Genomic DNA, 20,547 nt, shown 5'->3' with positions numbered 1-20,547 from the left:
AATTAACAACGAGGGGTATTTTTTTATCCAAACTTAATTTGTTATTTTACTGTTTAGTAGGTGCAAATAAACTCAAGATAAATAGGCAACTCGCTGCTAAAACTACAGACGGGCCAGCTGGAGTATCATAGAAAGCTGAGAAGGTTAAACCGCCTGTAATGGCTAACATACCAACCGCGATTGCAATCAGAGCCATTTGTTCTGGAGAACGAGCAAAACGACGTGCCGTTGCGGCAGGGATAATCAGTAAAGAGGTAATGATCAGCGCACCGACAAACTTCATAGCTAAACCAATGGTTAACGCGGTGATCATCATTAGCTTTAAGCGTTCTCGCTGAATATTCACACCATCAACAAATGCCATATCTTGATTAATTGTCATGGAAAGCAGTGGGCGCCATGATCGAATAATCACAAATAAAACAATCACAACACCAATAAAAATGCTGATAACGTCTTGATAGTTTACAGACAGCAAATCACCAAACAGATAAGCCATTAAATCAACACGCACATTCGACATTAAACTAACAACCACAAGCCCTAAAGAGAGCGCACTGTGTGCCATGATCCCTAAAAGAGTATCAACAGAAAGCTGAGGTTTTAATTCTAACCAGACCAACAAAATAGCGAGGAGAAGCGTGACTGCAATAACAGCATAAAAAGGCTCGATGTTAAACAGCAAACCAAAAGCAACACCAAGTAGTGAGGCGTGAGCTAAAGTATCACCAAAATAAGACATACGACGCCAAACGACAAAAGAGCCCAAAGGGCCCGCCGCCATTGCTAAGAGCATACCGGCAATCCAACCCGGTAACAGCAACTCAATCATGACGACACTCCTTACTATGCTGGTGATGATGACGATAAATACCAAGTTGCTCAGCACCACGGCTTCCAAACATGGCAATAAATTCAGGGTGAGAAGAAACAACGTCAGGTGTACCTGAACAGCAAATATGACCATTTAAACAGAGGACTTCGTCTGTTTTTGCCATCACAAGATGAAGATCATGAGAAACCATCAATATGGCACAACCTAATTCATGACGAAGCTGATTAATTAAATCATAAAGTGCTAATTGACCATTAACATCAACACCTTGAGTGGGTTCATCTAAAACTAAAAGTTGGGGCTGATTAAGCAACGCTCTTGCTAACAATACACGTTGAGACTCACCACCAGAAAGTTTCTGCATAGGTTGATCGATTAATTTAGCCGCATTAACGCGTTCTAAAGCAGGGAGAATATCTTTATCATGAACACCCGGTTTTAGTGTCATAAACCGTTTAACGGTGAGTGGCATTGTGGGATCAAGATAAAGTTTTTGTGGGACATAGCCCACTCGTAGCGCGTTTTGACGCTCAACTTTTCCTGAGGTTGGATTTAATAAACCAAGAACTAAACGGATAACCGTAGATTTACCTGCACCATTAGGGCCAAGTAAAGTAAGAATACGGCCTGCTTTTAGATCAAAAGAGATATTTTTTAAAATTTCTCTTTCACCAAAAGAAACACAAACCGATTTTAAACAAATCAAGTCAGACATAAAATTAGCACTTGCAGAATCATTGAAACGTTATAATATAACATTTCCAATGATGATTCACGAGAATTCTTCCTATGTTACATAAAAACAACAAATTTGCGCATCGTTTTTTATTGAAATCATTTTTAGCGACAGCGATGATAAGCTCATTCAGTGCTTCAGTGCAGGCTGATGTTGTCGTTTCCATCAGACCATTAGGATTTATTGCTGCAGCTATCGCTGATGGAGTAACACCAACGGAGGTTTTATTACCAGATGGGGCATCTCCACACGATTATGCATTAAAACCCTCTGATTTGAAAAAAATTACTTCCGCAGACCTGATGGTATGGGTGGGGCCTGATATGGAAGTGTTTTTAGATAAGCCATTAAACAGACTTACTGACAATCATAAGTTGGCTTTAGCGGAAACTGACGAAATAAAGTCGCTTTTATTGAAAGATGATGATGACAATGTGCATAAACATGAGGAAAATCACGAACATCATTCTCACGGTGATTATAATATGCACATCTGGTTATCACCAGAAATTGCGTTGTTGTCTGCAAAACAGATCCACCAAAGGTTAATTACACTCTATCCAGATAAAAAAGAACTTCTGGACGTAAACCTAGGTAAATTCAGCGAACAACTCAAGCAAACTGATAAGAATCTTGTTAATATTCTGTCGCCTGTGAGAAATAAGGGTTATTTTGTCTTTCATGATGCTTATGGCTACTTCGAAAAACATTATAATTTAAAGCCGTTAGGTCATTTTACGATCAACCCTGAAATACAGCCAGGTGCGCAGAAATTACATCAAATACGAACACAGTTGGTTGAGCAAAAAGCAACCTGCATTTTTGCTGAGCCACAATTTAGGCCGACAGTAATAGAAACAGTGGCGAAAGGCACTGGGGTTAAAATGGGTGTATTAGACCCCCTAGGAAGTGGGATTGCTCTAACTCAAGAGAGCTATGTAAAATTCCTTACCCAACTAGCTAACCAATATGCGAGCTGCCTGAATGAAACACAATAAGGAATTAAGAGCGTGCAGCAGAAGAAATCCATTGCACAGGTATATTTAAGTTTACCACTCCCACATAAGATCATGCTTGGTTCGTTAACTGCAGCAACCTTGGCCGTCGCAATTTGGCGGCCTGTGGTACTTCAAAATGAGCAAAGCCGAGAAGTTCCAGTCAGCATTCAAATGCCTCTTGCCAATCAAGGCGAAAATACCGATGACATTATCACTGATAGTAGCGATCAGCTTACCAATGAAGGATTAGTTGATACTGATGATGGCACTGATACAAGCACTGCGGTTGCGCAAGTTCCCCATACTTATATTGTTTCTAGTGGCGATTCATTAAGTTCAATTCTGACTCAGTTTGGTATTGATTCTGCGGATATCGCGACTATCTCTAATCAAAATAAAGATCTTAGAAACCTCAAAATAGGGCAACCTATTAGCTGGGAACTTGATGATAATGGATTGCTTCAAGAATTAAGCTGGGGTGTTTCCCGCCGCGAAACTCGCGTTTATACCCGTACCGAAACGGGTTTTAAAGAAACAAAAGAGTTTCAAAAAGGTGAATGGAAGAACAGTGTAACCACGGGTGTTATTCGTGGGAGTTTTTCTGTCAGTGCAACAAATGCAGGTTTAACCAATGCTGAAGCACGCGCCGTTACCAAAGCATTACAGTGGCAAGTGGACTTTAAAAAATTACAAAGTGGTGACCAATTTGCGGCACTATTTTCTCGTGAAGTGCTTGATGGGCGTACCGAGCAAAGTGAGCTAGTTGGTGTCCGTTTACGTAGTGCGGGTAAAGATTATTATGCATTCCTTGCTGAAGATGGTCGTTTCTACGATAGCCAAGCGGGTGGATTAGAACGCGGATTTATGCGTTTCCCAACTGTGAAGCAATTTAGAGTTTCCTCTCAATTTAACCCTCGTCGTATTAACCCTGTTACGGGGCGTTTAGCTGCACATAAAGGTGTTGATTTTGCGATGCCAGTAGGTACTCCAGTATTAGCAACAGGAGATGGTGAAGTTATTGTGGCTAAATACAGTGGTGCCGCAGGTAACTTTATCGCTATTCGTCATGGTAGCCAATACACAACACGTTATATGCACTTACGTCAATTATTGGTAAAACCAGGACAGCGTGTTAAGCGTGGCGATAGAATTGCGTTATCAGGAAATACAGGGCGTTCTACGGGACCTCATTTACACTATGAAATGTGGATCAACCAACAAGCAGTCAATCCATTAACGGCAACATTGCCTCGCGCTGACGGTTTAACAGGTAAAGATAAACAAGAATATCTTGCTAAAGTAAAAGAGATTAAACCTCAGTTAGTGCTAGCCGATTGACAATAAACACGATTTTAAAGACATAAAAGCGGATGATTGATATCATCCGTTTTTGTTTTAATGTTTTTTACGCCTATTAGGGGTATCAATTCAGAGAATTATCTGATGAATAAAGAAAAAGATACAGATAGCAAAGCGGGTTATGTGCCCACTTTTCACCGTGCATATTTGCATCCTCGTCATTGGGGAACTTGGCTAGGTGCAGGTGTATTAAGTGCATTGGCTTATATGCCAATAAAATGGCGTGATCCCTTTCTTGCTTCTATTGGCCGTTTTGTTGGACGTAAAGCGAAAAGCGCAAGACGTCGTGCAGATATCAACTTGAGATACTGTTTTCCAACATGGAATAAAACGCAACGTGAAAATGTACTCGACAGTATGTTTGAAACTGCCCCCCAATCCTTTGTGATGTTAGCAGAGCTTTGTTTAAGAGGCCCTGAGCGTATATTAAAACGCACATCTTGGCAGGGGCTAGAAATTATTGAGCGTTTTAAAGCACAAGGCCGTAATGTCATTTTTATGGTGCCTCATGGCTGGGCAGTTGATATCCCTGCAATGCTATTAGCATCAACAGGTCAGAAGATGGCCGCGATGTTTCACCACCAAAAAGATCCTGTTGCTGATTATTTATGGAATAAAGCACGTCATCATTTTGATGGTCGGTTACATTCACGCGAAGCAGGTATTAAGCCTTTTATTTCTTCTGTGCGACAAGGTTACTGGGGCTATTATCTGCCCGATCAAGATCACGGTGCAGAACATAGCCAATTTGTCGATTTTTTTGGTACTTATAAAGCGACATTACCTGCGATTGGGCGGTTAATGAAAGTATGCCGAGCAGCTATCGTACCGTTGTTCCCAGTGTATTGTCATAAAACACATCAGCTTAGTATTATTGTTCGTGAACCAATGGATGATATTGAAGATAAAGATGATGCGTACATTGCACGCAGAATGAATGAAGAGTTAGAAGCACTAGTGACACCAACGCCAGAGCAATATACGTGGATCTTAAAATTACTGAAGACACGTAAAGAGGGTGAAATAGAGCCTTACGCTCGTGAGAATATCCTAGACTAGTTCTTGCACAAAAAATAACCAAATAAAAAATGGGCGCTAAATTCAGCGCCCGTTTTGTTATTAATATTTAAGACTCTGAGTTATTCAACAGTTAGAATACGGCATGTATTGGTGCTACCGACTGTGCCCATTTGGTCACCTTGAGTGACTAGCACTAAATCACCTGAAACTAAGAAACCTTTATCACGCAAACGACCAATTGCTTCATTAACAGCGGCAATACCGTCAGTGTGAGTACTGCAATAAACAGGGGTTACGCCACGATAAAGTGCAGTCTGATTCAATGTTTTCTCATGACGAGACATTGAGAAAATAGGTAAGCCTGTACTGATACGAGACATCATGCGTGCAGTACGACCTGATTCAGTCATCGCAATAATCGCATTAACGCCTTTCATATGGTTAGCTGCATACATTGTAGACATTGCAATGGCTTCTTCCACTGTATCAAACACCATATCTAAACGGTGCTTAGAAACATTGGCAGCTGGCATTTTCTCAGCACCTAAGCAGACTTGCGCCATTGAAGCGACTGTTTCTGCTGGATATTGTCCAGCAGCTGTTTCTGCTGAAAGCATAACAGCATCAGTACCATCTAATACGGCGTTAGCAACGTCCATTACTTCGGCACGAGTTGGCATTGGATTTGTTATCATGGACTCCATCATTTGAGTCGCAGTGATAACGACACGATTAAGCTGACGAGCACGACGAATTAATTTTTTCTGTACGCCAACCAACTCAGGATCACCAATTTCAACGCCTAAATCGCCACGAGCAACCATCACCACATCCGAAGCTAGGATGATTTCATCAATGATTTCATCATTAGCAACCGCTTCAGCTCGTTCTACTTTTGAAACGATTTGGCATTCACAGCCAGCATCACGGGCTAAACGGCGGGCAAGGTTAAGATCTTCGCCAGTTCTTGGGAATGAAACGGCAAGGTAATCAACACCGATTTTTGCAGCAGTGATGATATCTTGCTTATCTTTTTCTGTTAACGCATCAGCGGAGAGACCACCACCCAGTTTGTTAATCCCTTTATTGTTAGATAAAGGACCGCCCACAGTCACTTCAGTAAAGACTTTTAAACCATCCACTTTAAGGACTTTTAACTGAACGCGACCATCATCAAGAAGTAAAATATCGCCTGGAACCACATCGGCTGGTAAGCCTTTATAATCAATACCCACTTGATTTTGATTGCCTTCGCCTTTTTCTAGCGCCGCGTCAAGCAAGAATTTATCACCGACATTTAGGAAAACTTTTCCGTCTTTAAAGGTAGATACACGGATTTTAGGGCCTTGTAAATCCCCGAGAATAGCAACATGGCGACCTAATCTTGCTGCAATTTCACGCGTGCGATTAGCACGAGCAAGATGATCTTCCGCAGAACCATGAGAGAAATTTAATCGAACAACATTCGCGCCAGCAATAATAATTTTTTCTAAGTTATTATCACGATCTGTTGCTGGGCCTAAGGTGGTAACAATTTTTGTTCTTCTGAGCCGTCTGGACATGTATTACTCCGTTGACCTTGAACGAAAGGTGTTGGCAATTGGATAAAACAGAAATCAGACTGTGTTTTACCCAATATGTTAAGTGAAACGCTTCAAGCTAATTGCAACATACACTACTGTTTTCATTATATGCGAGAGTTAGCTCGCAGATATGCTACCATTTTTCAAAAACTTATCTAGTCAGGGGCACAATTGGAAGTGTGACAATACTAACAGAATAATTAAAAACGGTTACTTATCAAACCGTGAATCACGTAAAGCTTCTTTGACGCGCTTCAAGTTATCTCTGAATTTTGGTCCTCGGCGTAAAATAAATCCTGTTGCAAGAACATCAATAATAGTGAGTTGTGCAAGGCGGGAGATCATTGGCATGTAAATATCAGTATCTTCAGGCACATCAAGCAAGATGGGAAGGGTTGCTTCAGAGGCTAAAAGAGAGCCCGGAGTTGTAATAGCAATAACCGCTGCATCGTTTTCGCGTGCGATTTTGGCAATTTCAACTAAATTTTTAGTACGTCCTGTATGTGAAATAATAACGACCACGTCACCATCAGTACTATTTATGCAACTCATACGTTGCATAACAACATCATCAAAATAAGTGACAGGAATATTAAAACGAGAAAACTTATTCATGGCATCGTGAGCAACGGCTGCTGATGCACCTAAACCAAAAAAAGAGATTTTTTTAGCTTGCGTCAAAATATCAACTGCACGATTGATCGCTGCGATATCAATATTGTTTTTAACGTTTTCAAGTCCTGCCATTGCGGATTCAAAAATTTTATTGGTATAAGAAGAGACAGTATCGGAATCATCAATATTACGATTTACATAAGGCGTACCGTTGGCAATGCTTTGTGCTAATTGTAATTTGAAATCAGGAAATCCTTTTGTTGCCATACGTCGGCAAAATCGATTAACAGTCGGCTCACTGACATCCGCCGTTTTAGCCATTAAGGCAATGCTTGAATGAATAACTGTTTGTGGCGCAGTTAAAACAGCTTCTGCGACTTTTTTTTCTGATTTGCTCAAGATGTCCAGATTAGACTGAACCCTTTCCAATATATTCATTAAATATACAGATCCTTGGCTTTGCCAATTTCAATAAAAGGAGAAATCTATAACGGTTTTATGAAAATATACTACGCAAAGAACAAGGCTTGCAGTGTAAACCATCGGTAAACAGGGCTTTTTTCGTTAAAGTATGACGTGTGTCTAACTTTCAAAGCTGAAAACAAGAAACAAAACTGTTGTAAAGTTACAAGAAAGGATAAAACGCTAGGCATAAAATGAAGCATTACAATATGTGTGGTAAGTTAAAGACTAATATGTGCAAGTGTATTTACTGAATACATCCAAAAGAGTACATTAATACAAAATTCTGTAACAAAATTACAAAATCTCATCATGAGGAGACGTTCTATGGCAGCGATATCGACTGCTCAGGCCTGTGATCTGGTTATCTTCGGTACGAAAGGGGATCTAGCACGCCGTAAGCTCATTCCATCATTATATCAGTTGGAGAAAGCAGGATATATTCACCCTGACTCTCGCATTATTGGTGTCGGTCGTGCTGATTGGGATGTTGAGGCATATAAAAATGTCGCTCATGAAGCGTTAAAAACCTTTTTGAAAGAAGAAATTAACCCTGAAATTTGGCAGCGTTTAAGTGATCGCTTAGATTTTTGTAATCTTGATGTTAATGAAACCGACCATTTCATTGAGTTATCAAAGCATCTAAAACAAGATAAATTACCCGCTATCTATTATTTTGCTATGCCTCCAAGTACCTTTAGCGCGATGTGTCAAGGACTAGGTCATGCCAAATTAAATAAAGAGCCTAATCGTGTCGTAATGGAAAAACCATTAGGGACAGATTTAGCGTCTTCTGTTTCTATTAACGATAGCGTGGCGAAATACTTTAAAGAGACTCAAATTTATCGTATTGACCACTATTTAGGTAAAGAAACCGTTTTAAACCTATTAGCATTGCGCTTTGCAAACTCACTGTTTGTTAACAACTGGGACAATAAAACGATTGATCATGTCCAAATTACGGTTGCAGAAGAAGTGGGCATTGAAGGGCGTTGGGGATACTTCGATCAAGCAGGTCAAATGCGAGATATGGTGCAAAATCACCTATTACAAATCCTGACTATGATTGCAATGTCACCGCCAGCTGACTTAACAGCTGACAGTATTCGTCAAGAAAAAGTGAAAGTTTTACGTTCACTGCGTCGTATTGATAACACAAATATTCGTGAAAAAACAGTTCGTGGACAATATACGGGTGGTTTTGTACAAGGTAAAAAAGTACCTGGTTATCTTGATGAAGAAGGTGCCAATAAAACCAGCAATACAGAAACATTTGTGGCAATCCGCGCTGATATCGATAACTGGCGTTGGGCCGGTGTTCCGTTCTATTTAAGAACAGGTAAACGCCTACCAAGTAAATGTTCAGAAGTTGTGGTTTATTTTAAAAAGCCTGCGCTGAATATTTTCAGTGAGACTTATCAAGAGTTACCACAAAATAAGCTGACTATCCGTTTACAGCCAGATGAAGGTATCGATATTGAAGTGCTAAACAAAGCACCCGGTCTTGATCATAAACACCGTTTACAAACAACTAAGCTGGACTTGAGTTTCTCTGAAACCTTCAACCAAACGCATTTAGCGGATGCTTATGAGCGTTTATTGTTAGAAGCCATGCGTGGCATTCAAGCGCTATTCGTGCGTCGTGATGAAGTGGAAGAAGCATGGAAATGGGTTGATTCAATTATCAATGCATGGGAATGCGATAATGAGCTACCTAAACCCTATCAAGCTGGTACATGGGGGCCTGTTGCATCTGTTGCAATGATCACCCGTGATGGTCGTTCTTGGAATGAAATTGAATAATCAATAACGTCTTTATTGTTTATTCGACGATTAAGATACCCAGCTTTGCTGGGTATTTTTTACCTCTAAGCATAGATACAGCACTTTAGATGAATAAAACCGCTGAAGGATCGTAAAACTACTGATTAACTATGCAATCTAATTTAAGTTGGAAACTAAAACTTAAACAAAACCAACCAATTAACTAAAAAATTTTCCTCAAAAGCATTGCTTTAAATAATTTGGCGTGATAGAAATATCATGTAACATTTAACCATCTTATATGAGGGTTCGGAGTATATCGTGCGGATGGTCTGTGCGATGAAAGAATAAATAATCATGACTAGCGCCAAAAGCGTCAAAGTTAAACGTTCTACCTATAAGTTATTCCTTTCTGCTATTTTATCCAGCGAACACTACTGGTGTGGCGCATTATAGAAATCTCTCATCTTAATCCCTGAGTTATCAGGAAATGACGTTGCCTTAACGTTCGGCTACTGTTGCCGCCAGAAAGACTATCTACATATTCTCTATCTTCTGCGCAAGAAACGTTTCGGCGTATTTCAAATGTGTATGAGAGATGAAAAAATGATTTATTGGATATTTTTAGCATTAGCTATTGTTTGTGAAGTTATCGGTACTTTATCGATGAAGTACGCCAGTGTAAGCGGTGGTTACACAGGTATGATAGTGATGTGGTTAATGATTGCCACTTCCTATATCTTTTTAGCCATAGCCGTTAAAAAAGTGGCATTAGGTGTAGCATATGCACTGTGGGAAGGTATTGGAATTGTCATTATTACGACATTCAGCGTTCTGTGGTTTGGTGAATCACTTTCACCATTAAAATTAGGTGGTCTAGCAATGTTAATTGCAGGGATCACGCTTATAAAATCAGGTACTAAAAAATCGGCTGTTGCTAAGAAAACAACAGAATCGGTAAAAAGTATTGCCGGTAAAGCCAAGCACGTTGCCAGTGCTGTAAAAGGAGCGAATAAGCCAATTCCTGCCAATATCAAGGAGGCTTAATTATGTTAGCTCAATTTGAATGGTGGCATGGTGCGTTTCTGATACTTGCCGTAGTGCTCGAGATTGTCGCGAATATATTCTTAAAAATGTCTAACGGTTTTAGCCGAATGGGATTAGGAATATTATCACTGTTTTGTGTATTAGGTGCCTTTAGTGCACTGGCAATTGCAGTCAAAGGGATAGAGCTTTCTGTTGCTTATGCACTTTGGGGAGCATTCGGAATTATTGCAACCATTGCCGCGGGTTGGATCTTATTTAATCAACGACTCAATTATAAAGGATGGGGTGGAATTATATTATTACTGGTTGGTATGGTAATGATTAAATTTGCCTAAATCTAATTAACTTAATAAATGAGATATTGATAAAACAAAAAATCTAATTATTACAGCAAATAAGTGACATTAAAAAGCTGAGTTCTTATGAATTCAGCTTTTTTATATAAACGTAACAGGTTAATAAATAATACCTATTTACATAGCCGCAATAATCTTAATTTCAACTTTATATTCAGGGTGCATTAATTGTGCTTGTACAGTACAACGCACTGGTGCGCTACCTTTGGCAACCCATGCATCCCACGCTTGATTCATTCCTGCAAAATCCTCTTTATTAGCTAAAAAAATTGTTGCATCAAGAATTTTAGTTTTATCAGAACCTACACGTTGTAACAAAACGTCAATTGCCGCTAATGTGTTTGCTGTTTGTTCAATAATATCGCCCGATAAATTTTCTGGCACCGCAGTGTAATAAATTGTGTCGTTATGAATAACAGCTTCAGACCAGCGATCTTCAGGGTCGATACGTTTAATTGTCATTATGAGTTCTCCTTTGTATTAACGGCATAGGTGGTACTTTTGGTTATCCACTGGCATAATTTACGTCTTATTTTATAAAAAGAGTATGCCTGTGTCAGACGATTTTGCAGAAAACGGGATTTTAACCCGAACTATTCCAGGATTTCATCCCCGTGAAGCTCAACGACAAATGGCGAAATCAATAGAGGAAACTATTGATAAGCAAGGTGTACTTATCGCTGAAGCGGGTACAGGGACAGGAAAAACGTATGCTTATCTTGTGCCCGCGTTGCGTTCGGGTAAAAAAACGATTATCTCAACAGGCTCTAAAGCCTTGCAAGATCAATTATATAGTCGAGATTTACCCACGATCATTGAAGCGATTAATTATGATGGTAATACGGCGTTATTAAAAGGGCGTTCTAACTATCTTTGCTTGGAAAGGCTTGATCAGCAAATGCTGAGTGGTGGTGATCTCGAAGCCGAAGTTTTGTCTGATGTAATGTATGTGCGTCAATGGTCAACGCAGACAGAAGATGGTGATGTGAGCCGTTGTCATAGCGTGGCTGAAGACAGTCGTGTTTGGCCTTTAGTCACAAGTACTAACGATAACTGTTTAGGCAGTGATTGCCCTCGCTATAAAGAGTGTTATGTTTTAAGTGCACGTAAAAAAGCAATGGATGCGGATATTGTGGTGGTTAATCACCATTTATTTATGGCGGATACTGTCGTTAAAGATACTGGTTTTGGTGAGCTAATTCCGGAAGCTGAAATTATGATCTTTGATGAAGCCCATCAAATTCCAGATATCGCTAGCCACTATTTTGGTCAACAACTTACCAGTAGACAGCTTTTTGATCTCGCTAGAGACATGACAGTTGCTTATCGCACAGAAGTCCGTGATCAAGTTCAGTTGCAAAAAAGCGCTGATAGATTAACGCAAATGGTGATGGATTTTCGCTTAGCGTTAGGTGATACGGGGTATCGTGGAAATTTACGTGAGCTATTGCAAGGTGGTGAAACAAAACGTTTTCTTACGTTACTGGATGATGCCTTAGAACTGAGTTATGACGTAATGAAACTTTCGTTAGGGCGAAGCCAATTACTTGATAGTGCTTTTGAACGCGCCACCGTTTATCGCAATCGCTTAAAACGCCTGATTGATACCACAATTCCGGGTTATAGCTACTGGTTTGAAAGTTATGGTCGCCATTTTTTACTGGCCATTACGCCACTCTCTGTGGCCGATAAATTTCGTGAGCTTATCAAATCACATAAAAGTAGTTGGGTGTTTACCTCTGCAACACTTTCTGTAAATGAACAGATGTCTTATTACACAGACAGGCTCGGTTTAGAAAATGCGACAACACTGATTTTAAACAGTCCGTTTGATTATCAACATCAGACACTACTCTGTGTACCTCGTTATTTGCCACCATTAAATCAATCTTATACGGCGAAACGTTTAGCCGCTATGCTCACGCCTGTTATTTTAAAAAACCAAGGTCGCTGTTTTTTCCTCTGTACTTCACATGCCATGATGCGTGGACTTGCCGAAGAATTCAAAGCTAGTTTGCCATTACCCGTATTGATGCAAGGTGAGATGAGTAAAACGCAATTACTGCAAAAATTTATCTCATCAGGAAATGCGCTTTTAGTGGCGACTCAAAGTTTTTGGGAAGGTGTTGATGTGCGTGGAGATACATTGTCTTGTGTGATTATTGATAAATTACCCTTTACAGCACCTGATGATCCTTTATTAAGAGCACGTATTGAAGATTGTGAGTTGCGGGGCGGAGATGCCTTTAAAGATGTCCAAATTCCTGATGCTGTTATTAGTTTAAAACAAGGTGTCGGGCGATTAATTCGTGATGTACACGATTATGGTGCAATTATAGTTTGTGATGATAGATTGGTTTCTCGTGCATATGGCGAGGTTTTTTTAAGTAGTCTGCCACCATCACCACGAACGCGTTCACTCGAAAAAACAATGAAATTTTTGAGCCAACGCGCACAGCAGAATGAAATACAAGAAATATCGGATTCATAATAGCGATCGCACAGAATGTGTGTTTATTCTGTTGAACACTATTATGATATTATTATTCCTCTTTTAATTATCGAATTTGCCGGAGTTATGGCGTGTCACTGCGAATTTTAGCAATTGATACTGCAACAGAATCTTGTTCAGTTGCAGTTTGGAATGAAGGCGTTGTTGCTTCACGTTTTGAAATCTCACCTCGTGAACATACACAAAAGATTTTACCTATGGTGAAAAGCGCCTTAGAAGAAGCAAACATCACATTGCAATCATTAGATGCACTTGCTTTTGGACGAGGCCCAGGGAGCTTTACTGGCGTTCGTATTGGTGTTGGTGTTGCACAAGGTATTGCGTTAGGTGCTGAGTTGCCCATGATTGGTATTTCATCACTTGCCACAATGGCTGAAGGTGTCTTTAGAACAACGGGTATTAAACAAGTTCTCGTGGCAATTGATGCGCGTATGGGTGAAATCTATTGCGCTCAATATCAGCGTAATGATGCAGGTGCTTGGGTGGGGGAAGACACTGAAGCGGTGATGAAACCTGAGCAGTTTATTGAAGCATTACAATCAACAACAGGAACATGGGCAATGGCAGGTACAGGCTGGCAAGCTTATCCTGATTTAAAAAAAGCGTTGTCTTTCACTGTTGTTGAAACTGAGATTACATTACCTGCCGCACAAGATATGTTACCCCTTGCTGTAACCGCTTGGCATGAAGGTAAAGCAACCAAAGTTGAAGACGCTGAGCCTGTGTATTTACGTAATGAAGTGACGTGGAAAAAATTGCCCGGTCGTGAATAGATTTGTGAGCATCTATTAGAAATCGAAGAGTAAAGCTATAATAGTACTATAGAGTAACGTCAATAATGACTTGCAATGAGGTGGTTTATGAACAGACAATTAAACTACCGTTTGGTAAGCAAAGCGCTATTTCTATCTGGTGCTTTGTTTCTGGCGGGATGCGTCTCTATACCTGAATCAATAAAAGGTACATCAGCAACGCCTGTTACTGATTTAAATGGAGTTTTTGTTGCACCTGAACTTTATATTGGCCAAGAAGGGCGTTTTGGTGGACGTGTGATTGATGTTAAAAATCTTCAATCATCAACACGGCTAGAAATTGCTGTTATGCCTCTTTCTCAATATGATGCTGCGCCCGAATTGCAACAGCCTTCTATTGGTCGTCTCTATGCGAATGTTATGCATTTCTTAGATCCTACCGATTATAAAAATCAGTATGTAACAGTAGTTGGTACTATTAAAGGTGTTGAAACTGGCAAAGTCGGTGAAGCGAGTTATCCATTTTTACGTATTGATGTGACGGGCATGAAACGTTGGACGCTGACACAACAAGTCATTATGCCAGCACCTGTTATGACATGGGGATATTATGGAGATGGCCCATATTGGGGTTATCATTATGGATATGGCGGTTACGGTGGATATCCATATGGAACAGGTCAGGTTGTGCCCGTTTTAGAATAAAAAATGGGTATTAGATTCCATGACAAAATAATATTTCATCTCCATTTGTGTGAAACGGTGTATAATCAATATCTATAATATATTAGGTAACTATCTAATAGAGTTATTAAAGTTGAATAAAAATAAAAGAGAGGGCGGTTTTGACCGCCTTCTTTTTTGTTAATCTAAAAATAAAATATTTAGTGACACACTTCGCATCTTCACAACAGAAAATTGTTTGTGCTGGTAGGATGAGTTAATACTTTGTTAAAAATGAAACATAATATTAACCCGAGAAGTGCGATTAATCAGGAGTACTACTTTGGAAAAAGTCTGGCTTAAACGTTATCCGGCAGATGTTCCGGCTGAAATTGACCCGGACCGTTTTGCATCCCTTGCTGAGATGCTTGAAAACGCTGTCGCAAATTACGCAGATCAACCCGCCTTTATCAATATGGGCGAGGTCATGACTTATCGCAAACTTGAAGAGCGTAGCCGTGCTTTTGCAGCATACCTGCAAAACGGCTTAGGATTAAAAAAAGGTGATCGTGTTGCCTTAATGATGCCCAATTTACTGCAATATCCTATCGCGCTTTTCGGTATTCTTCGTGCAGGCATGGTTGTCGTAAACGTAAACCCACTTTACACACCAAGAGAACTTGAACATCAATTAAATGACAGTGGTGCAAATGCCATTGTAATAGTCTCTAACTTTGCGCATACGCTCGAAAAAATCGTATTTAATACCAGTATTAAACACGTTATTTTAACCCGAATGGGTGATCAGCTATCTCGTCCTAAAGCAACATTAGTCGACTTTGTTGTTAAATATATCAAACGATTAGTGCCTAAATATAACTTGCCTGATGCCATTTCATTCCGTAGAGCAATGCATTTTGGTTATCGTATGCAATATATCAAACCTGAAATTACAGGAAGTGACCTAGCTTTCTTGCAATACACAGGGGGAACAACAGGTATTGCTAAAGGTGCTATGTTAACGCACCGCAATATGTTGGCAAATCTTGAGCAAGCAAAAGCGGCTTATGTACCTGCACTAAATGTAGGTAAAGAGCTGGTGGTTACAGCGTTACCGCTATATCACGTTTTTGCTTTAACCGTAAACTGTCTGCTCTTTATTGAAATTGGTGGTAAAAATTTACTTATTACCAACCCTCGTGATGTGAAAGGCACAATTAAAGAGCTAGGACGTTACCCTGTCACGGCAATTACTGGCGTAAATACTTTATTTAATGCTTGGTTACAAAATCCAGAATTCCGTCAGCTTGATTTTTCCAAACTAAACCTCTCTGTTGGCGGTGGTATGCCTGTTCAAAGTAGTGTTGCTAAAGAGTGGGAAGAGTTAACGGGTAAACATTTGTTAGAAGGTTATGGCTTGACTGAATGTTCTCCTTTAGTCACAGGTAACCCTTATAATTTGAAAAAATACAGTGGTAGTATTGGATTACCTGTACCTTCAACGGATGTGAAGTTTATGGATGATGAAGGTAACGAAGTTGACCGCACTGTAGGCGGTGAAATGTGGGTTCGTGGCCCTCAAGTAATGAAAGGTTATTGGAATCGTCCTGATGCAACGGATGAAGTTTTACATGATGGTTGGGTTGCAACTGGTGATATTGCTACAATGGATGACGAAGGCTTTATTCGTATCATTGATCGCAAAAAAGATATGATCTTAGTTTCAGGCTTTAATGTATACCCTAATGAAGTCGAAGAAGTTGTCACGGCGCATCCTAAGGTTTTAGAATCAGCTGCAATTGGCGTACCGAGTAAAAACTCAGGTGAAGCAGTTAAAGTTTTCATTGTGAAAAAAGATCCATCATTAACAGAAGATGAGATAAAAACACACTGTCGTCGTTACCTAACAGGTTATAAAGTACCTAAAATTATTGAGTTCCGCGATGAATTACCAAAATCAAATGTTGGTAAAATTTTACGCAGAGAGTTAAGAAATGAAGAAAAAGAGTTGAAAACCTCAACTGAATCTTGATACAACACTCAATAACCTTTTTCAATTTCGCCGGTTTATACCGGCGTTTTTGTGATTACATAAAAAGTCATTAGACATAAAAATAAGAGAAACCTGTTTTGAATTATCAATTGATTACGACAGACACTGCATTAGATACCGCCTGTAAAGCCGCTTCTGAGGCTTCACAAATAGCTTTAGATACAGAGTTTGTCCGCATACGAACCTATTACCCACATCTTGGTTTGATCCAGATGTATGACGGTAAGCAGATCTCTCTTATTGATCCGTTAGCAATTAAGGATTGGGCTCCTTTTGTTGAGCTACTAACAAACTCAGACATTATGAAGTTTCTCCATGCGGGAAGTGAAGATCTCGAAGTCTTTTCTCACCAGTTTGGCTGTGTTCCAACACCTATGATTGACACTCAAGTTGTTGCTGCATTCTTAGGTCATCCCATTTCTTGTGGTTTTGCGACATTAGTCGAGAAATACGAAAATGTTGCACTCGATAAAAGTGAATCTCGAACAGATTGGCTAGCGCGACCTTTAACTGAAAAACAGTGCCAATATGCCAGTGGTGATGTTTTCTATTTGCTACCTTTAGCTGAAAAATTAATTAAAGAAGCTGAAGAAGCAGGCTATATGGATGCCATTGCAGATGAATGCAACATGATTGCAGAACGTCGACAAGAAACGGTTGTACCAGAGCTTGCTTATCGTGATATTAGCAATGCATGGCAATTAAAAGGCCAACAGCTAGCATGCTTACAAATGCTTGCTCAGTGGCGTTTAAATCAAGCTAAATCTCGTGATATGGCATTAAACTTCGTTGTAAGAGAAGAACATTTATGGTCTGTTGCTCGTTATTTTCCTTCATCACTAGCAGAATTAGATGCGTTATCGCTTTCTGGTCAAGAAATTCGTTGTCATGGTCGTCGCTTATTAGATTTTGTTGCTAAGGCAAAAGAAATTAAAGATGAAGATTGCCCAGAGCCTATTGGCAATTTAATTGAACAACCAAATTATAAAAAAGCGTTTAAAGCAATCAAATCGGTTATTCAAGAAATTAGTGAAGATAAGCGTTATAACCCTGAATTATTAGCCTCAAGAAGACAAATAAATCAATTATTGAGTGTTCATTGGAAAATAAAAGAAGGGCAACCTGAGCTCACTTCGCGCTGGCGTAAAGCCTTATTAGAAGAAAAAGTCACTGAAATTTTGGCACAATATTCCTAAATTTGTTAACGGCTTATTTTCTAATAGCAAATACCTGAAATGAAGTCGGTATCATTAGTTCAACAAATAGGAGTCTCTTTTGAGGCTCTTATTTTTTGCGCACAAAAAAACCGCCTATAAAAAATAGGTGATACGGATTAATAAGCTAAATAAACAGGACGTAAAATAAACGTTATAACGGAATAAAAAAACTCCTTTGACTTATCACCAATGATCAAAATAGCAACGAGATATAGCGCTATTTGCGCATTCAGGTGTATTCAATTTGTATATAATTAAACACAGAGCCAATCAAATTAATTATAGTTCATGGCTGGCTCTGTGAATAATGACTTATATAAAGCGTAAAATATGATTTACTTTGTAGGTTCTTCACTCTCAGGTAAAGTCACATTTAGCTCTAATACAGAGATATCATCACCTTTTTGTTCAAATTGAACTGAAAGCATCTCTGGATCTATCTGCACATATTTGCAGATGACACCTAATAAATCTCTTTTCATATCAGGTAAATAAGCTGGCTCGCTATCACCACGGCGGCGTTCTGCTACGATAATTTGTAGACGCTCCTTGGCAATATTAGCTGTCGACTTTTTACGCGACAGGAAAAAATCTAGTAAAGCCATCTTTTACCCCCCAAAAAGGCGTTTCAGAAAGCCTTTTTTCTCTTCTTCAATAAAACGGAATGGATGTTCTTCACCTAACAAACGATTTACTGTATCTGAATAGGCTTTACCCGCATCAGACTCGCTATCTAAAATAACAGGTTCACCTTGGTTAGATGAACGTAAAACAGATTGATCTTCTGGAATAACACCCAAGAGTGGAATGCATAGAATTTCAAGGACATCTTCCATACTTAACATATCACCACGGTTAACACGACCGGGGTTATAACGTGTTAATAGCAGATGTTCTTTAATTGGTTCTTCACCACGTTCAGCACGACGTGATTTCGAGGCAAGAATGCCTAAAATACGGTCGGAGTCACGTACTGATGACACTTCAGGGTTTGTGGTGATAACAGCTTCATCTGCGAAATAAAGAGCCATCAAAGCGCCACTTTCGATACCCGCAGGTGAGTCACAGATAATAAAATCAAAACCCATTTCATCAAGTTCATCTAATACTTGTTCGACACCATCACGAGTGAGCGCGTCTTTATCTCTTGTTTGTGAAGCAGGGAGAATAAATAGATTTTCTGTACGCTTATCTTTAATCAATGCTTGATTTAAAGAAGCATCACCCTGAATAACATTAACAAAATCATAAACAACTCTACGTTCACAACCCATGATAAGGTCTAGATTACGCAACCCAATGTCAAAGTCGATAACAACCGTCTTATGACCTTTTTGAGCGAGGCCGGTAGAAATGGCCGCGCTGGAAGTTGTTTTACCAACCCCACCTTTACCTGACGTAACAACAATAATGCGTGCCATGGAGTGATTCCTTGTCGATGCTCTAAATTAAGTTCTCGATTGTTAATTCATTCTCTTGCAAACTCAGTTGTACTGATTTACCAACAAAGTCTGTAGGAATTTGGTCGCTTAGCCAATATTGACCAGCAATAGAAACAAGTTCAGCAGACAGATGTGTACAAAAAATATGACTCTCTTGATCACCCGATGCTCCTGCAAGCACACGTCCACGCAACACACCGTAGACATGAACATTACCATCAGCAATTAATTCAGCGCCTGCACTTACATTACTGATAACGACTAAATCGCTATTTTGAGCATAAATACGCTGACCTGAACGCACAGGTGTATGGATGATTTTTGTTTTTTGACGAACAACTGTCGGTGCTTCATTCGTTTTATCGTTATTTGCCTGAGTGCTTGGCTTAACTATTTTACCTTCATTTAAGATAGGTAACTGTGCGGCAATTATCGCTTCTTTCTGTTGAGCGTTTGAACTACCACTAATTCCCACGACTCGTAAGCCAGCATCTTCTACAATTCGCCTCAGTTTTTTAAAATCAATATTTTCATCTGCTAAAGCAGAGACATTGATAACCACAGGTGCGTTTTTCAGAAATTGAGGCGCTTGTGCAATTTTTTCTGAAATAGCCTGACGAATAACTTTCGGTGTTCCATCGTTTAAATGGAGTACTGAAAGGGTAAAATTACTGCCTTTTAACTCAATGGGCGTGTTTGACATCTATCTGACTCAGTAAATTTTTTATAATCTGGCACAAAAAACCAGAGACGATATTACGAAAGTATATAAGCATGTTATATTTACTAAAATATTCAGGCAAGTCGCTTATTTTAATAATTAGAGTTTAATGAAAATGATTTGTGCAATTTACCGTAGTATCAAACGTGATCAAACTTATTTATACATCGAAAAAAAGGATGATTTCTCTCGAATTCCGGACGAATTATTACAAAGTTTTGGCGAACCACAGTTTTCAATGTTGCTTAATCTCGCGGATAGACAGCGTTTAGCGCATGCTGACATTGAAAAAGTCAAAAAAGCATTAGTTGAGCAGGGTTTTTACTTACAAGTTCCACCCCCTGTCGAAAGTATGTTAAATGCTTATTTAGATGAATTAAAAAAATCAGAAAAAACTGAATAAATCATCGAG

Annotated in this window: 20 protein-coding genes; 12 read left to right on the top strand and 8 right to left on the bottom strand. The window is 39.4% G+C overall.

What is annotated here, in order from left to right; all coding sequences use genetic code 11:
- Nucleotides 1-46: 46 nt before the first annotated feature.
- Together znuB and znuC are read right to left on the bottom strand one after the other, a co-directional pair.
- Nucleotides 47-832: a zinc ABC transporter permease subunit ZnuB gene (znuB, locus tag ACWPWK_RS01355; RefSeq protein ID WP_075671069.1), complete on the bottom strand. Its 786-nt coding sequence runs from the start codon at nucleotides 830-832 to the stop codon at nucleotides 47-49.
- A complete protein-coding gene (gene znuC, locus ACWPWK_RS01350) occupies nucleotides 825-1,550 on the bottom strand; it encodes a zinc ABC transporter ATP-binding protein ZnuC (protein WP_109372237.1) in 726 nt (241 codons plus the stop codon). The genes znuB and znuC overlap by 8 nt, the downstream gene beginning before the upstream one ends.
- Nucleotides 1,551-1,624: 74 nt before the next feature.
- Between znuC and znuA the strand changes: the two genes are divergently transcribed.
- The 3 genes from znuA to lpxM all read left to right on the top strand — a co-directional run bounded on the left by znuA (nucleotide 1,625) and on the right by lpxM (nucleotide 4,987).
- Nucleotides 1,625-2,569, top strand: coding sequence for a zinc ABC transporter substrate-binding protein ZnuA (gene znuA, locus ACWPWK_RS01345; RefSeq protein ID WP_109372238.1), 945 nt, complete (start codon nucleotides 1,625-1,627; stop codon nucleotides 2,567-2,569).
- Nucleotides 2,570-2,581: 12 nt separating this feature from the next.
- Nucleotides 2,582-3,907, top strand: a complete 1,326-nt coding sequence (mepM, locus tag ACWPWK_RS01340) for a murein DD-endopeptidase MepM (protein ID WP_109372239.1) — start codon at nucleotides 2,582-2,584, stop codon at nucleotides 3,905-3,907.
- Nucleotides 3,908-4,012: 105 nt separating this feature from the next.
- Nucleotides 4,013-4,987: a lauroyl-Kdo(2)-lipid IV(A) myristoyltransferase gene (gene lpxM / locus ACWPWK_RS01335; protein WP_109372240.1), complete on the top strand. Its 975-nt coding sequence runs from the start codon at nucleotides 4,013-4,015 to the stop codon at nucleotides 4,985-4,987.
- An 80-nt stretch (nucleotides 4,988-5,067) separates the two neighbouring features.
- Here lpxM and pyk read toward each other — a convergent pair whose 3' ends face one another.
- Both pyk and ACWPWK_RS01325 read right to left on the bottom strand, forming a co-directional pair.
- Nucleotides 5,068-6,510, bottom strand: coding sequence for a pyruvate kinase (gene pyk, locus ACWPWK_RS01330; protein ID WP_109372241.1), 1,443 nt, complete (start codon nucleotides 6,508-6,510; stop codon nucleotides 5,068-5,070).
- Between the two features lie 231 nt (nucleotides 6,511-6,741).
- Entirely contained in the window at nucleotides 6,742-7,584 is an 843-nt protein-coding gene (locus ACWPWK_RS01325; RefSeq protein WP_099075468.1) for a MurR/RpiR family transcriptional regulator, read from the bottom strand.
- A gap of 351 nt (nucleotides 7,585-7,935) precedes the next feature.
- Here ACWPWK_RS01325 and zwf point away from each other — a divergent pair, with 351 nt between their 5' ends.
- The 3 genes from zwf to mdtI all read left to right on the top strand — a co-directional run bounded on the left by zwf (nucleotide 7,936) and on the right by mdtI (nucleotide 10,754).
- Nucleotides 7,936-9,411 (top strand): glucose-6-phosphate dehydrogenase, encoded by a 1,476-nt coding sequence (gene zwf / locus ACWPWK_RS01320; protein WP_088495462.1) that lies wholly within the window; start codon nucleotides 7,936-7,938, stop codon nucleotides 9,409-9,411.
- A gap of 567 nt (nucleotides 9,412-9,978) precedes the next feature.
- Nucleotides 9,979-10,419, top strand: coding sequence for a multidrug/spermidine efflux SMR transporter subunit MdtJ (gene mdtJ, locus ACWPWK_RS01315; protein WP_075671146.1), 441 nt, complete (start codon nucleotides 9,979-9,981; stop codon nucleotides 10,417-10,419).
- Between the two features lie 2 nt (nucleotides 10,420-10,421).
- Nucleotides 10,422-10,754: a multidrug/spermidine efflux SMR transporter subunit MdtI gene (gene mdtI / locus ACWPWK_RS01310; RefSeq protein ID WP_109372242.1), complete on the top strand. Its 333-nt coding sequence runs from the start codon at nucleotides 10,422-10,424 to the stop codon at nucleotides 10,752-10,754.
- 138 nt (nucleotides 10,755-10,892) lie between these two features.
- Here mdtI and ACWPWK_RS01305 read toward each other — a convergent pair whose 3' ends face one another.
- Nucleotides 10,893-11,237, bottom strand: a complete 345-nt coding sequence (locus ACWPWK_RS01305) for a RidA family protein (protein WP_109372243.1) — start codon at nucleotides 11,235-11,237, stop codon at nucleotides 10,893-10,895.
- 85 nt (nucleotides 11,238-11,322) lie between these two features.
- On the opposite strand from ACWPWK_RS01305, the gene ACWPWK_RS01300 reads away from it, so the two are divergent.
- From ACWPWK_RS01300 to rnd, 5 genes are all read left to right on the top strand, one after another.
- Nucleotides 11,323-13,266, top strand: a complete 1,944-nt coding sequence (locus ACWPWK_RS01300) for an ATP-dependent DNA helicase (RefSeq protein ID WP_109372244.1) — start codon at nucleotides 11,323-11,325, stop codon at nucleotides 13,264-13,266.
- A 92-nt stretch (nucleotides 13,267-13,358) separates the two neighbouring features.
- Nucleotides 13,359-14,060 (top strand): tRNA (adenosine(37)-N6)-threonylcarbamoyltransferase complex dimerization subunit type 1 TsaB, encoded by a 702-nt coding sequence (gene tsaB, locus ACWPWK_RS01295; protein WP_109372245.1) that lies wholly within the window; start codon nucleotides 13,359-13,361, stop codon nucleotides 14,058-14,060.
- A gap of 87 nt (nucleotides 14,061-14,147) precedes the next feature.
- Nucleotides 14,148-14,744: a Slp family lipoprotein gene (locus ACWPWK_RS01290; RefSeq protein WP_109372246.1), complete on the top strand. Its 597-nt coding sequence runs from the start codon at nucleotides 14,148-14,150 to the stop codon at nucleotides 14,742-14,744.
- Nucleotides 14,745-15,045: 301 nt separating this feature from the next.
- Nucleotides 15,046-16,734: a long-chain-fatty-acid--CoA ligase FadD gene (fadD, locus tag ACWPWK_RS01285; RefSeq protein WP_109372247.1), complete on the top strand. Its 1,689-nt coding sequence runs from the start codon at nucleotides 15,046-15,048 to the stop codon at nucleotides 16,732-16,734.
- Between the two features lie 98 nt (nucleotides 16,735-16,832).
- Complete coding sequence (gene rnd, locus ACWPWK_RS01280; protein ID WP_109372248.1) at nucleotides 16,833-17,951, top strand: ribonuclease D; 1,119 nt, start codon at nucleotides 16,833-16,835, stop codon at nucleotides 17,949-17,951.
- A 356-nt stretch (nucleotides 17,952-18,307) separates the two neighbouring features.
- Here rnd and minE read toward each other — a convergent pair whose 3' ends face one another.
- Genes minE through minC form a run of 3 tightly spaced genes read right to left on the bottom strand, consistent with a single transcriptional unit; the run spans nucleotide 18,308 to nucleotide 20,117 of the window.
- Nucleotides 18,308-18,577 carry a cell division topological specificity factor MinE gene (gene minE / locus ACWPWK_RS01275; RefSeq protein WP_023582089.1) on the bottom strand — a complete coding sequence of 90 codons (270 nt, stop codon included), beginning with the start codon at nucleotides 18,575-18,577 and terminating at the stop codon, nucleotides 18,308-18,310.
- Between the two features lie 3 nt (nucleotides 18,578-18,580).
- Nucleotides 18,581-19,393: a septum site-determining protein MinD gene (gene minD / locus ACWPWK_RS01270; RefSeq protein ID WP_109372249.1), complete on the bottom strand. Its 813-nt coding sequence runs from the start codon at nucleotides 19,391-19,393 to the stop codon at nucleotides 18,581-18,583.
- 22 nt (nucleotides 19,394-19,415) lie between these two features.
- The gene (gene minC, locus ACWPWK_RS01265; protein WP_109372250.1) at nucleotides 19,416-20,117 is read right to left on the bottom strand and encodes a septum site-determining protein MinC; all 702 of its coding nucleotides are present in this window, start codon (nucleotides 20,115-20,117) and stop codon (nucleotides 19,416-19,418) included.
- Nucleotides 20,118-20,250: 133 nt separating this feature from the next.
- On the opposite strand from minC, the gene ACWPWK_RS01260 reads away from it, so the two are divergent.
- A complete protein-coding gene (locus ACWPWK_RS01260; protein ID WP_109372343.1) occupies nucleotides 20,251-20,538 on the top strand; it encodes a YcgL domain-containing protein in 288 nt (95 codons plus the stop codon).
- Nucleotides 20,539-20,547 lie beyond the last annotated feature (9 nt).

Source organism: Proteus sp. Marseille-Q3619 (assembly GCF_965283115.1).
The sequence above is the reverse complement of the archived record's forward strand: the minus strand, read 5'-3'. Positions and strand labels throughout refer to the sequence as shown.

Excerpts from the sequence above, each read along its gene's own strand:
- znuB (WP_075671069.1), bottom strand. The coding sequence starts at position 832 with ATGATTGAGTTGCTGTTACCGGGTTGGATTGCCGGTATGCTCTTAGCA.
- znuC (WP_109372237.1), bottom strand. The coding sequence starts at position 1,550 with ATGTCTGACTTGATTTGTTTAAAATCGGTTTGTGTTTCTTTTGGTGAA.
- znuA (WP_109372238.1), top strand. The coding sequence starts at position 1,625 with ATGTTACATAAAAACAACAAATTTGCGCATCGTTTTTTATTGAAATCA.
- lpxM (WP_109372240.1), top strand. The coding sequence starts at position 4,013 with ATGAATAAAGAAAAAGATACAGATAGCAAAGCGGGTTATGTGCCCACT.
- pyk (WP_109372241.1), bottom strand. The coding sequence starts at position 6,510 with ATGTCCAGACGGCTCAGAAGAACAAAAATTGTTACCACCTTAGGCCCA.
- ACWPWK_RS01325 (WP_099075468.1), bottom strand. The coding sequence starts at position 7,584 with ATGAATATATTGGAAAGGGTTCAGTCTAATCTGGACATCTTGAGCAAA.
- zwf (WP_088495462.1), top strand. The coding sequence starts at position 7,936 with ATGGCAGCGATATCGACTGCTCAGGCCTGTGATCTGGTTATCTTCGGT.
- mdtJ (WP_075671146.1), top strand. The coding sequence starts at position 9,979 with ATGATTTATTGGATATTTTTAGCATTAGCTATTGTTTGTGAAGTTATC.
- mdtI (WP_109372242.1), top strand. The coding sequence starts at position 10,422 with ATGTTAGCTCAATTTGAATGGTGGCATGGTGCGTTTCTGATACTTGCC.
- ACWPWK_RS01305 (WP_109372243.1), bottom strand. The coding sequence starts at position 11,237 with ATGACAATTAAACGTATCGACCCTGAAGATCGCTGGTCTGAAGCTGTT.
- ACWPWK_RS01300 (WP_109372244.1), top strand. The coding sequence starts at position 11,323 with ATGCCTGTGTCAGACGATTTTGCAGAAAACGGGATTTTAACCCGAACT.
- ACWPWK_RS01290 (WP_109372246.1), top strand. The coding sequence starts at position 14,148 with ATGAACAGACAATTAAACTACCGTTTGGTAAGCAAAGCGCTATTTCTA.
- minE (WP_023582089.1), bottom strand. The coding sequence starts at position 18,577 with ATGGCTTTACTAGATTTTTTCCTGTCGCGTAAAAAGTCGACAGCTAAT.
- minD (WP_109372249.1), bottom strand. The coding sequence starts at position 19,393 with ATGGCACGCATTATTGTTGTTACGTCAGGTAAAGGTGGGGTTGGTAAA.
- minC (WP_109372250.1), bottom strand. The coding sequence starts at position 20,117 with ATGTCAAACACGCCCATTGAGTTAAAAGGCAGTAATTTTACCCTTTCA.
- ACWPWK_RS01260 (WP_109372343.1), top strand. The coding sequence starts at position 20,251 with ATGATTTGTGCAATTTACCGTAGTATCAAACGTGATCAAACTTATTTA.